The sequence below is a fragment of the Nocardioides sp. zg-1230 genome (assembly GCF_013155335.1).
In the GTDB taxonomy this organism is placed as follows: Bacteria; Actinomycetota; Actinomycetes; order Propionibacteriales; family Nocardioidaceae; genus Nocardioides.
On sequence record NZ_JABJQZ010000008.1, the window covers coordinates 601282 to 614283 of the forward strand.

The 13002-nt window shown below is 71.6% G+C and carries 8 protein-coding genes; 5 read left to right on the forward strand and 3 right to left on the reverse strand.

All coding sequences use genetic code 11. The annotated features are described in order from the left end of the window. Both HOO61_RS22235 and HOO61_RS22240 read left to right on the forward strand, forming a co-directional pair. The gene (locus tag HOO61_RS22235; protein ID WP_367650280.1) at positions 1-2124 is read left to right on the forward strand and encodes an alpha-galactosidase; all 2124 of its coding nucleotides are present in this window, start codon (positions 1-3) and stop codon (positions 2122-2124) included. A gap of 29 nt (positions 2125-2153) precedes the next feature. Continuing rightward, the gene (locus HOO61_RS22240; RefSeq protein ID WP_172261974.1) at positions 2154-2774 is read left to right on the forward strand and encodes a class I SAM-dependent methyltransferase; all 621 of its coding nucleotides are present in this window, start codon (positions 2154-2156) and stop codon (positions 2772-2774) included. Between the two features lie 363 nt (positions 2775-3137). Here HOO61_RS22240 and HOO61_RS22245 read toward each other — a convergent pair whose 3' ends face one another. After that, positions 3138-8270, reverse strand: a complete 5133-nt coding sequence (locus HOO61_RS22245; RefSeq protein ID WP_172261976.1) for a family 16 glycoside hydrolase — start codon at positions 8268-8270, stop codon at positions 3138-3140. A gap of 141 nt (positions 8271-8411) precedes the next feature. On the opposite strand from HOO61_RS22245, the gene HOO61_RS22250 reads away from it, so the two are divergent. Then, positions 8412-10568 carry an MMPL family transporter gene (locus HOO61_RS22250; protein ID WP_172261978.1) on the forward strand — a complete coding sequence of 719 codons (2157 nt, stop codon included), beginning with the start codon at positions 8412-8414 and terminating at the stop codon, positions 10566-10568. Between the two features lie 6 nt (positions 10569-10574). Here HOO61_RS22250 and HOO61_RS22255 read toward each other — a convergent pair whose 3' ends face one another. Beyond that, a complete protein-coding gene (locus HOO61_RS22255) occupies positions 10575-10862 on the reverse strand; it encodes a hypothetical protein (protein ID WP_172261980.1) in 288 nt (95 codons plus the stop codon). 46 nt (positions 10863-10908) lie between these two features. Continuing rightward, complete coding sequence (mca, locus tag HOO61_RS22260; RefSeq protein ID WP_172261982.1) at positions 10909-11823, reverse strand: mycothiol conjugate amidase Mca; 915 nt, start codon at positions 11821-11823, stop codon at positions 10909-10911. Between the two features lie 38 nt (positions 11824-11861). Between mca and HOO61_RS22265 the strand changes: the two genes are divergently transcribed. Together HOO61_RS22265 and greA are read left to right on the forward strand one after the other, a co-directional pair. After that, positions 11862-12251, forward strand: a complete 390-nt coding sequence (locus HOO61_RS22265) for a DUF4307 domain-containing protein (protein WP_172261984.1) — start codon at positions 11862-11864, stop codon at positions 12249-12251. Positions 12252-12426: 175 nt separating this feature from the next. Next, positions 12427-12918, forward strand: coding sequence for a transcription elongation factor GreA (greA, locus tag HOO61_RS22270; RefSeq protein ID WP_172261986.1), 492 nt, complete (start codon positions 12427-12429; stop codon positions 12916-12918). Positions 12919-13002 lie beyond the last annotated feature (84 nt).

A 13002-nucleotide genomic window follows, 5' to 3' on the forward strand; every position in this document is an offset into this window, starting at 1 on the left:
GTGAGCACCGATCCCGTCCACCTCACTCGGGGCGGCGTCAGCCTGGTGCTGGCCCGCGACGACCGCGGCATCCCGCGCATCGTGCACTGGGGAGCACCGCTCGGCGACCTCGGCGCGGCCGAGCTGGTCGGGCTGACGGCCGCCCGGCGGCCCGGCGCCTCGCACTCGGCGTTCGACGGGCCCCGTACGACCGGCCTGGTGCCCGACCGCACCCGCGGCTACGCCGGCACGCCGGCGCTGTCCGGCCACCGCGTCGGCGGCAACGCCCGCGCCGCAACGCCGAGCCTGGTCGAGTGGGAGGTGGCCGTCGACGACGCACGCGTCACCTGCACGTCGACCGACGACGAGGCGGGCTGGTCCGTCCGCGTCGAGCTGGCGCTGGACGACGGCGGGCTGCTGCACGCACGTACGTCGGTGACCAACACCGCCGACGGAGACCTCCACCTCGCCTCGGTCCTGACCGCGCTGCCCGTCGGCGCCCAGGCGACCGAGCTGCTGGACCTGACCGGCCGGTGGACCAAGGAGCGCACCCCCCAGCGCCACCCGTGGGTGCAGGGCACCCACCGGCGCGACGCCCACCACGGCCGCACCGGTCACGACGCCACGCTGGTCATGGTCGCCGGGACGCCCGGCTTCACCTTCGGCACCGGCGAGGTGTGGGCCCTGCACACCGCCTGGAGCGGCAACCACACCCACTACGCCGAGCGCACGCCCGAGGGCGAGTGCCTGATCGGCGGGGGCGAGCTCCTCGACCCCGGCGAGGTCGTCCTGGCCCCGGGCGAGTCCTACGACGCGCCGCGGGTGCTCGGCTCCTGGTCCGGACACGGCCTCGACGCGATGAGCCACCGGTTCCACGCCCACCTCCGCTCGGTCACGCCGCGCGCCCGGACCGAGCGGCCGGTCATCGCCAACTCGTGGGAGGCGGTCTACTTCGACCATCGCCTCGAACGGGTCGCCGAGCTCGCCGACGCTGCGGCAGCCGTCGGGGTCGAGCGGTTCGTCCTCGACGACGGCTGGTTCCTCGGTCGCCGCGACGACACCGCCGGTCTGGGCGACTGGACGGTGGACCCCGAGGTCTGGCCGCACGGGTTGGGCCCGCTGGTCGAGCACGTCAAGGGTCGCGGCATGGAGTTCGGGCTCTGGGTGGAGCCGGAGATGGTCAACCTCGACTCCGAGACCGCGCGGCGGCACCCGGAGCGGGTGCTGCGCGGCCGAGCCGCCGCGCCTCCGGAGTGGCGCCAGCAGCAGGTGCTCGACCTGCAGGACCGGGGCGCGTACGACGACCTGCGCGCCGCCCTCCTCGCGCTGCTCGACGAGCTCGACATCGCCTACCTCAAGTGGGACCACAACCGCGACCTCACCGACGCCACCCACGACGCCCGGCCGGCCGTGCACGGGCAGACGCGGGCGTTCTACCGGCTGCTCGACGAGCTGCGCGACGCGCACCCCGGGCTCGAGATCGAGTCGTGCGCGTCGGGCGGCGGGCGCGTCGATGCCGAGGTGCTGGCCCGCACCGACCGGATCTGGCCGAGCGACACCATCGACGCCCTCGAGCGCCAGCACCTCCAGCGGTGGACGTCGCTGCTGGTGCCGCCCGAGCTGATCGGGTCCCACGTCGGCGGCGCGACGTCGCACACCACGGGCCGGACTCACACGCTTCGCTACCGCGCCGCCACCGCCCTGCTGCACTGGTTCGGCATCGAGTGGGACGTCTCGCGCGTCGACGAGGCCACCCGCACCGAGCTGCGGGAGTGGATCGAGCTGCACAAGCGCGTGCGGCCCCTCATCGGCTCCGGCACCCTCGTCCACCCCGACCACCCCGACCCCGCGGTCCTGGTCACCGGCATCGTGGGCGAGGACCGCTCGGAGGCGTGGTACGTCGTGGCGACGGTGGCGGCGACCTCGACCCAGCACCCGGCTCCCCTCAGGCTCGCGGGTCTCGACCCGGACCGGCACTACCGCCTGGCCGAGGAGATGCCTCGCGGCGTCGGAGCCGACATGACGGGCGGCTGGTCGGCCGACGGCGCCGAGCTGAGCGGCCGTGTGCTGGCGACGTCGGGTATCGCGCTCCCGGTCATGCACCCGGAGGAGTCCCGGGTGCTGCGCCTCGTGGCCATGGGCTGAGGCAGCCCCCCGGGCCTACCCTGCTGGGCATGGACGCACATGCCTGGGACGATCGCTACGCCGCCAGCGACCTGGTCTGGTCGCGCGAGCCCAACCAGTTCGTCGCCGCCGAGCTCGCCGACCTGCCTCCGGGCAGCGCGGTGGACCTTGCCGCCGGCGAGGGCCGAAACGCCATCTGGCTGGCCGCCCGCGGCTGGTCGGCGACCGCGGTGGACTTCTCGCAGGTCGCCCTCGACAAGGGGGCCCGCCTGGCCGCGGACGACCCCCGAGGCATCGACGTCACCTGGGTGCGCGCCGACGCGACCGCGTGGCAGCCGGAGCAGCCGGTGGACCTGGTGGTCGTCGCCTACCTGCAGGTGCCCGCCCCCGACCGGCGGCGAGCCGTGCGCAACGCCGTCGCGATGCTGCGCCCCGGCGGGACCTTCCTGCTGGTCGCCCACGACTCGACCAACCTCACCGAGGGGACCGGCGGACCGCAGGACCCGGCGGTGCTGATGACCGCCGACGACGTCGTCGGCGACCTCGCCGACCTCGACGTCGAGGTGCTGCGTGCCGAGCGCGTCGCCCGCGAGGTCACCGCGGACGACGGCCACGGCGGCGAGGAGCGGCGTGCGGCCTGGGACTGCCTGGTCCGGGTGGTCAGGCGCTGACGTACGACGACGGCCCGCCGACATCGTGGAGGATCCAGGTCACCTGGCGGCTCGGATGTTCCACGCTGTCGCGGGAGTCACCGATATCCGGTGACTCACCGCGCCTGGCAAGCGGGAGGCTGACGGCAGATCGAAACACCCACGGCGGCGAGGAGCGGCGTACGGCCTGGGACTGCCTGGTCCGGGTGGTCAGGCGCTGACCCGCACCCCTGGTCACGCTCGCAGACTCCGGTATCTGAGGACGTCGTGATCGGATCTGGGACTACATCGCGACCAAGGCGTCCTCAGGTATCCCGGTCGGGGCGGGAATGACGACGGCCCGCCCTCCAGCAGGAGGGCGGGCCGTCTGGGACGAGCGGAGGGTCAGCGCTTCAGGCGGACCTTGACCCGCTGGGTGCTGCCGTCCTCGAAGCGGACGACCAGGACGGCCTTCACGTTCGCCTTCTTGCCCAGCTTGGCGCGCGCGCGCTTGTTGAGCTCGACGATGACCTTGCCCTTCTCGCGGACGTCGAGGTCGAACGCGCCGGCTCCGAGGCGCTTGCCGTCCTTGCCGCGCGTCTTCAGCACGACCTTGCCCTCACACGCGACCGAGTCGCACCGGAGCACCAGCCTGGCCTTGCGACGGTTCTTCGTCGCGTCGACCTTGCCACCCCTCGGGACGTCCACCACGGGGGTGTCGACCGGAGGCACCGGCGGCACGGGAGGCGTGGTGGGCGGCGGACCGGGAGGCGTGGTGGGCGGCGGACCGGGCGGCGTGGTCGGCGGCGTGGTCGGGTCGGGCGTCGGCACGGGTGCCGGCGTCACGACCTTCATCTGTGCCGTCCCCTGGCCGGGGTCGGTTGCCGCGTCGCCGGCGTAGTCCGCGACCAGCTCGACGGTCTTCGGGGCCCCGAACGGACCGACCTCGAAGGTCGCCTTCCCGTCCTCGAGCTCCACCGCCGGCAGGTCGGTGCCGTCGACCGACAGCACCACCTCACCGGTGGGCGACGCCTCGGCGGCCGAGCTGACCTCGACCACGACCTCAGCCGTCTTCCCGGTCTCGACCTCCTCCGGAGCAACCACCTCGACGGTGGACGGAACCGGCTCCGGCTCGGACTCCACGACCTCCATCTGCGCCGTCCCGGTGCCCGCGTCTGTGGCCAGGTCACCGGCGTACGCCGCCACGAGCTCGACCGTTCCCGCGGACTCGAACGGGCCGACCTCGAAGGTCGCCTTCCCGTCCTCGAGCTCCACCGCCGGCAGGTCGGTGCCGTCGACCGACAACACCACCTCACCGGTGGGCGACGCCTCGGCGGCCGAGCCGACCTCGACCACGACCTCAGCCGTCTTCCCGGTCTCGACCTCCTCCGGCGCGGAGACGGTCACCTCGGACGGCAGGTTCTCCGGGTCGGCGAGCTCCTTGACCTGGACGTCGCGGTAGAAGACGGTCTCGCCGCCACCGTGGTTCTGGAGGCCGAGGTACGACGGCCACTTGAGCCGGTTGTCGTCGGTGCTGGTGAAGTCGTTCACCAGCACGTCGTTGAGGTAGACGCGGATGCGCTTGCCCTCGACCCGGATCTCGTAGTGGTTCCACTCGTTGACCGGGTTGAGCGCGGCGTCACGGGCCTCCTCGTCGGCGCCCTGGAACGTGTAGATCGCACCGGTCGTGCGGTCGTCGGCGTCCGTGGCGTCGATCTGGATCTCGTAGCCCTGGTTCACCGCGACCCACGGGTCGTCGCCCGGGTCGGGGAACCCGATGAAGACACCACCGTTGTCGTCCTTGATGAGCTTCCAGTCCAGCTGCAAGGAGTAGTCACCCTCGAGCGGCTCGGAGTGCCAGAGCAGCCCCATGCCGCCGTTGCCCTTGATCGTGCAGTCGGGCTCACGGGTGAACAGGCCGGGACCGGCCATGTTCCAGTCCTCGAGGCTCTCCGCGGTGCCGTCGAACAGCATGCGGTAGCCCGGGTCGGCAGCGGTTGCCTCGCAGGTGTCGGGCTCGATGACCGGGTCGTCGCTGACGCGGAACCAGTCGAACACGCCGACCTGGCTGCCGGTGCCGTTGTAGGCGGCGACACCGATCTTGGGTGCGACCAGTCCCGTGGACGGGTAGCCCGCGCCCATCGACTGCCACGTCGCGCCCTGGTCGGTCGACCACCGGCCCTGGATCGACGTGCCGGTCGAGACCAGCTGCAGCTGCAGCTGGTCGGGAGCGGCGCCCTCGGGCAGGTCGGCGTTGGTGTAGACCATGTCGCCGTTGATCCGGCGACCCAGCTCGAGCACCCAGTTGCCCTCGGGCCTCTGCATCGCCACGAGCTTGGCGTAGTTGCTGGCGTCGGTCCACGCGACCAGACCACCCTGGAGGTAGTCGTCGGTGCCCGTCATCGTGAGCTGCGTGGTGGCAGCCCAGGGACCCTCGGCGGGCGAGGCCTGGAGGACCATGTTCTTCGCGTCGACCGCGCCACCAGACAGGTCACCGGCCTGGGCGTTGATGCGCAGCTGGCCATCGGTCACCGCGACGCCGTTCGACGTCTTGTTGAGGATGGTGCTCCACCGGCAGGTGTCCAGGGTGTCGCCGTCGAACTCGTCGTCAGCACCCGGCGCCTCACCCGGCGCACAGGCCAGGCGCTCACCGAGCGTGAGGTAGTCGAGGTTGACGTTGCCGTCGTCGCCCGGGTCGCGGGCGATCTTGATGACGTTCTCACCCGCCTCGAGCTCGACCTGGTCCTGGAACGTCAGCCAGGTCTTCCACGAGTCGGCCGGCGGCAGGGCCAGCTTCTTGACGAAGGTGTCGTTGACGTAGAGCGACATGTCCTTGGTCTGGCCGGCCTGTGGGTTGGGGCCGTTGGCGTAACCGAGCTCGATCGCGTGGAAGCCGGCCATCGTGGCCGTCACGTCGAAGGTCACCGCGGTGCCGTCGTTCTCGAAGCCACCTACGTAGCCGGTGCCGCTGTAGCCAGCGTGCTCGGTCTGCACGCGGTTGCCCTCACCGGTGATGGTGCCGTCCTCGGCCTCGACGCGACCGGCGGTCGGGTCAACGAGCTTCACGTGGTCGAGGTTGACGTGTCCGTCGTCGCCCTGCTCGTAGACGATCTCGACGCGGGTGGCGCCGGCCGGCAGGTCGACACTGACGGTGAAGGTGCCCCAGGTCTTCCAGTCGGCGAACGGCGGCAGCGCGACCTGCTGACGCTCCTCGCCGATGTAGAGGCTCATCTTCTTGGTCTGGTTCGGGCTCGGGTTCGGGCCGTTGGCGTAGCGGATTTGCAGGTCGTAGGTGCCCGCCTCGGGCGCCACGACCTCGACCGCACTGCCGGACCCGATGGTCTGGATGCCGTCGACGAAGCCGGACCCGGTGTAGCCGGCGTGCTCGGTGTCGATGCCGGCGCTGCCGGACAGCTCACCGTCCTCGAGCTCGTAGATGCCGTCCGGAGCGGGCTCCGGCTCCTCGGCGACGTAGCCGGGGTAGCTGTTGAGGGTGTACCAGGCCTCGGTGCTCCACAGCGTCTCGTCCGACGCGGACGCGAACGGGCGCGGCGAGCGCAGGTGGACGACCCGGTCGGGCTTCATGCCGGCGACCTGGAGGGTGACCGTACGACCGTCCTCGCTGGCCGTCGCACTGGTGACGGTGAGGCTCTCCTCATCGAGCTTCGGCCCGCCGTACTGCGCGGTCGCGCGGTAACGCCACTGCTCGAGCTGGTACTTCGACGCGAGGCCCTCGAGCGTCGCGGCGGAGAGCGGCTGGGTGTAGGTGATCTCGAAGCCGCCCTCGACGACGTCCATCGACTCCATGTCGAAGGGCACGTCACCGCTGAGGTCGAGCTTCTGCAGGCCGTAACGCAGCTTGCCGGTCTGGCCCCAGTTGCCGCCGGCGCCGAGGCCGCCGACGACCAGCGAGCCGTTGGGCGCCTTGAGCACGCGGCTGACACCGGCCTCGAGGCCCTGCGTCATCCGGAAGAGGGCGCCTTGGTAGCGGCCGTCCACCTTCTCGAGGTCGGCGCGCTGCAGGCCGCCGTAGGTCACGTCGCCGATGAACATCTGGCCCGCGTAGGGGCCTTCCTCGACGATGACGGGGGTGCTCGGGGAGTTCGCGATCTCGTTCTGCGGCATCCACAGGACGGGCTTGGTCACCGGCTGGTCGTCGAAGCGGCCAGGAGAGCCGTCGGGCTCGGTGGTGAAGTGGTTGTAGAACTCACCCGGCTTGATCTCGATGAGCTTGGACGCGGGCAGCCAGCCGCCCTGGTTGTCGGTCACGAAGATCTCGCCGTCGGCGCCCCAGCCCATGCCGTGCGGGGTGCGGAGGCCACCGGCGACGTGGTCGATCTCGCCGGTCGCCTTGTCGATGGTGATGTGGGTGCCACGGTCGTAGGAGCCCTGCGGCACGGTGGTGGCCCCACCGAGGTTGATCGAGACCGACAGGTTCACGTGGAACTTGCCGGTGGCCTCGTCGTAGAGCATGCCGAAGCCGAACTCGTGGAAGTTGCCGTCGAAGGGATACTCCGCGACCTGCTCCTGGCTCTGGAAGACGCCCTGGGCGTCCTCCTCGGTCAGCTTGATCAGGCCGGTCTTCTCGGAGATGTAGATCTCGCCGTCGACCACCGAGATGCCCTGCGGCTCCTTCAGACCGCTGGCAATCCGGGTGCGCGTCACGTCGGCGGGCGAGGCCGCGTCCTGGACGCCGCTGAGGCGGTGGAGCTCGCCGAGCTCGACGTTGCCCTGATCGTTGCCGTTGCCACCCCAGGTGAGGACGAGGAGGTCCTCGCCGTCCCACTCGAGGCCGGTGACCTGCGGCTCGAAGCCGTCGGGGCGCAGGTTGACGAGGTCGTACGCCGGGTTGACGCCGGCGAGCTGGAGGCCGTCGCCGGCGGAGTCGTCCTGCCCCTCGCACTGCTTGAAGCCCGGCGCGGTCACGCGCGTGACGTCGGCCTCGGTGCTGAGGGCGGTGCTGGGCACGACCGTGAACGCGCTCGAGCCCGGAGGCATCCACTCGAGCGTGAGCCGCTCGCCGCCACCGGCCTCGAAGTAGTCGAGGCGAAGGTCGTGCTCGCTGCCCGCGTTCAGGGTGAAGCTGCCCTCCATGGCGGTGTCGCCGTGCAGGCCGTCGTGGTCGACCACGACCTGGTCGTCGATCTGCAGCCGCGAGCCGTCGTCGCTGGTCAGGCGGAACGCGTACGTGCCGGTGGTCTCCACGCTGAGGGTGGCCAGCGCCTCGACGACGAAGTCGTTCTCGAGGCCGCCGAAGTCGGCGGGCGAGCGCCAGTCGATCGTCTGCTTGAGCAGGTCGACGTTGGGCGTCTGACCGGACTTGAGCGTGCAGAGCTCGGAGATGCCCTGACCGAGCTGGTAGGCGCGCATGGTGACGCCGGGCTCGTCGCCTGCGGGGATCGCGGACGACGCGCTCGGCACGGCCGCGACGATGCTGGCCGCCACGGCCGTGGCCAGGCCCGCCGCGCCCCAGCGGGACGGACGACGGGACCGCGCGTCGCCTGTGCGCGGTCGAGGGTTGGACGAGGACTTCGACACCTGAACCTCCTGGTGACCCGGACGGCAGCACGCGCGTCGGGGGTGATGTGACCTGGCTCACCTTAGGTCCCATCCGCTGGTTTGTGAACAACTTTTGCCTGCCGTTCGGCAAAAGAGGTGACCCCCGTTACAGTCACGCCTGTGCTCGACGACCTGGGACGGCTGCTGCACCGGTGGCGACGCCCGGTCCTCGTGGCCTGGGCGGCGCTCGTCGTCCTCGGCGCCGTCCTCGGTGGCTCGGTCTTCGACGTCGCCGAGGCCCCCGACCCGCTGCGTGACGACGCCCAGTCGGCCCAGGTGGCCCGGCTCCTCGAGGACACCGACCCCGAGGGCGAGCTGGTGGTCGCCGTGCTCTCGGGGGCCGACATCTACGGCGTCGACCTGATCGACCAGGCCACCCGGGTGCTGCACGACGTGCGCGACCTGCCCGACGTCGTCGAGGTGCGCGACCCGTGGACCACCGGCGCGCAGGACCTCGTCAAGCCCGACCGCACCGGCACGATCGTCACCGTCGAGATCGACCACACCGTCGACCGCGACCGCGCCCTCGCTGCGGCCGCGGAAATCGAGGAGACGCTGCAGCTGGTCGGCATGCCCGAGGTGCTGGTCGGCGGGCCGCTGCTCGCGGAGGAGGCGTTCGGGGAGCAAGCGGTGCAGGACGCCGCCCGCGGTGAGGGCGTCGCGATCCTCGTGCTGGTCGTCGTCCTGGCGCTCGCCCTGGGCGGGCTCGTCGTCGGGCTGCTCCCCGTCGTCACCGCGCTCGGCTCGGTCAGCGTGGCCCTGCTGGCCCTCGCGGGCATGGCCCGCCTGACCCCGGTGAGCGAGTACGCCGTCAACGTCGTCACCCTCCTCGGCCTCGGCCTGGCCGTCGACTACGCCCTGCTGGTCCTCGGACGCTTCCGTGAGGAGCGGGCAGCGGCGTCGCGCGGCACCGAGGTCGCCGACGTGCTGGGCCGCACCCTGGCCACGTCCGGACGTACGGTCCTCGTCTCGGGCCTCACGGTCGCGACGGCGATGGCGGGACTGCTTGTGCTCCGCGACCCGGTGCTGTCACCCATGGCGGTCGGCGGGCTCGTCGCGGTGGCGGGCGCGACCCTGACCGGCCTCACCCTCGCCCCGGCGCTGGTCGCGGTCTCGCACACCCGGATCCCCGCCCCCGCGCCACGACGGCTGCTGGGCGGCACTCCCAGCGCGCACGCCCTACTGCCGCGACTGGCGCGGTTCGCCCAGCGACGTCCGTGGCCGGTCCTGCTGGGGTGCACGGCCCTGCTGCTGCTCCTCAGCACGCCGCTGCTGGCGCTCGACCTGCGCAACTCCGACGCCCGCACGCTGCCCCGGGACAGTGAGCCACGGCTGACGCAGGCGGCCATCGAGCGCGGCTTCCCCGACCAGGACGAGACCCCGATCACGGTGCTGGTCGAGGCGGGGTTCACCTCGCAGGAGACCGCCGACGCGATGGCCGGCCTCGCCGGCATCCCGGGCGTCGTCGACGTGCTGCTCTTCGACCCCGTGCCCGGCGAGGTCAGCCAGCTGCTGGTCGAGCCCGAGCCCGACGCTGCGGGCGACTACGACGGCCCGAAGGTGCAGGACCTCGTACGCCGGATGCGTGCCGCCGACCTCGGGGTCGACGTGCTGGTGGGCGGGCCCACCGCCGAGCTGGTCGACACCCGCGACGCCCTCGCCGACCGCGCCCCCTGGGCGATCCTGGTCGTCGCCGTGCTCACCGCCCTGCTGCTCGGCCGCCTGACACGCTCCGTCGTCGTGCCGATCAAGGCCGTCGCCCTCAACCTGCTCTCCCTCGGTGCGACGCTCGGTGTGGTCGTGGCGGTCTTCCAGTGGGGCTGGGGATCCTCGCTGCTCGGGTTCGACTCGTGGGGCGCCCTCGACGTCACCACTCCCCTGCTCCTGTTCATGTTCGCGTTCGGGTTGTCGATGGACTACCACGTCTTCCTCGTGGCGCGGATCCGAGAGGCGTGGGACGAGGCCGTCGCACGACCCCGACGCAGGCGCGACGGCCCCGCCGACCTGCGGGCGCTCAACGACGAGGCGGTCCTCACCGGCATCACCGCCTCGGGACCCGTCGTGACCCTCGCCGCCGTCGCGATCGGGATCGTCTTCCTCGGCTTCGCGCTGGGTGAGCTCGTCGCGGTCAAGGAGATCGGCGTCGGCATGACCGTGGCCGTGCTGCTCGACGTCACCGTCGTGCGCGGGCTGCTCCTGCCGGCGTCGATGACGCTGCTCGGAGGGTGGAACTGGTGGCTGCCCGGACGGGGCAGCGGGGCTGACGAGCGGCCCTGAGGGCGGTCAGCGCTCGTCGGTGGTGGCGGCGGAACCGGTAGACCCGGTGGACCCCGTGGAGCCCGTCGCGTCGGTCTCGTCGGTCCCGTCGGTGCGCTGCACCGGCTCGTCGCCGTAGACGCCGGCGTCCTTGGCCGCCTGGGCCTTGCGCAGCTGCTTGACCAGGCTGAACGCGATCACCACGACCGCGAGGATCATGAAGATCCAGACCGCGAACCCCAGGGGCCCGGCCTTGACCTCGGTCGGCTCGGGGGTCGGGTCTTCGACGAGGACGATCAGCAGCAGGTCGAGCATGGCTCCATCATCCCACTGACCTGTCCACGCGCAGGCGTCGGGCCCGTCAGGGAGCGGGCGTCGGGATCCCCGCGAACAGGTCGTCCTCGGGCAGCGTGCTCGCGACCGTCGACTCGACCAGCTCGTAGTCCTCGGTCGGCCAGGTCTTCTGCTGGATCTCACGCGGGATCGCGAACCACATGCCGTCGGGGTCGATCTGCGTGGCGTGCGCGAGCAGGGCCTGGTCGCGGACGCCGAAGTAGTCGCCGCACGGCACCCGCGTGGTGATCCGGTCGTCCCACTCGGGCTCGCGCTCCCACGTGGCGAGGCGCTCGGTGTAGGGCGACTCGAGGTCGTGGGCGAGCATCGCCTCGTGGAGGGCGTTGGTCTTCGCCCAGCTCCAGCCGTGGTGGTAGTAGAGCTTCATCGGCTGCCACGGCTCCCCGGCGTCGGGGAACCGCTCCGGGTCGCCGGCCGCGGCATAGGCGGCAACGGAGACCTCGTGGCAGCGGATGTGGTCCGGGTGTGGATAGCCGCCGCGCTCGTCGTACGTCGTCAGCACGTGCGGGCGGAACGAGCGGATCAACCGCACCAGGCGCTCGGTCGCCTCCTCGAGCGGGACGAGCGCGAAGCACCCCTCCGGGAGCGGCGGCGGCGGGTCACCCTCGGGCCAGCCGGAGTCGACGAAGCCGAGCCAGTCCTGACGGATGCCCAGGATGTCGCGCGCGCGGTGCATCTCCTCACGGCGGATCTCGGTGATGTTCTCCCAGACCTCCGGGCGGTCCATCTTGGCGTTGAGCACGGAGCCGCGCTCGCCACCGGTGCAGGTGGCGACGTGGACGTCGACGCCCTCGGCGACGTACTTCGCCGTCGACGCGGCCCCCTTGCTCGACTCGTCGTCGGGGTGGGCGTGGACGTGCATGAGTCGGAGGCCGGCGCGAGGCTTGTCGGTTCCGGGCCGGTCTGCGGGGGGCTGGGCCATGGTCGGCAGTCTAGGAGCCCCCGCTTAGGCTTCTGTGCGTGACCACCGACCTCACCGACCGCTACGGCGCACCCGCGAGGTGGCGGCGTCCCGCAGCCGTCGGTCTGGCGGTCGTCCTCGCCGTGGTCGGGCTCACCTGGCTGGGCTGGACGGCATGGTTCCACGGCAGCCCCGACGTGCGCTCCGAGGTCGTCACCTTCGAGGTGACCGGTGACCACCAGGTCGAGGCGCGCGTCGACGTACGCCTCGCCGACGGCGTCGAGGCCAGCTGCCGCGTGCGAGCGCTGGCCGAGGACAAGACGGCGGTCGGGGAGCTCGCCTTCACCCCCGTCGACGGCGTGAACGAGGTGGTCATCCGCACCGAGCGCCGGGCGACCTCGGTCGAGAAGCTCGGGTGCACTGCCCCCGGCCAGCCGCGTCCACGCTGAGCCGTCGGCCTGCGCTTTTGCCGCAGGCTTGCTAACCTGAACGTTCTGCCCGTCCGGGTGCGCTGGCCGACGTCCGTCGCCGCGCCGACTCCGATCGGACGGAAGACACCACCGACCCGATGCGGGGGCGCTGAGGCACACCCGCATCCAGTACCACGTGAGCAGGAGCACCGACATGACCGACCAGGGCACCATCTGGCTGACCCAGGAGGCCTACGACAAGCTGAAGGCCGAGCTCGACGACCTCAAGGGGCCCAAGCGCCAGGAGATCATCGAGCGCATCTCGGCCGCCCGCGACGAGGGCGACCTCAAGGAGAACGGCGGCTACCACGCCGCCAAGGACGAGCAGGGCAAGCAGGAGGCCCGCATCCGCCAGCTCGAGGACATGCTGCGCAAGGCCGAGGTGGGCGAGACGCCCCCCGACGACGGCGTGGTCGAGCCGGGCATGGTCGTCACCGTCGACTTCGGCGACGGCGACACCGAGAAGTTCCTCCTCGGCGCCCGCGAGAACCTCAGCGACGGCGACACCCTCGACGTCTACTCGCCCGAGTCGGCGATGGGCGCCGCGATCAACGGCAAGTCCAAGGGCGACAAGGTCACCTACACCGCGCCCAACGGCAAGGAGCTGTCGGTGACGGTCGTCGACGCGGAGCCCTACAAGGTCTGAGCCTCACCCTCACCACCGCCGGGGCGGTGAGTGAGACATGTTCTGCGGTAGAACGTGTCTCACTCACCGCTCCTCGGCGTTTTC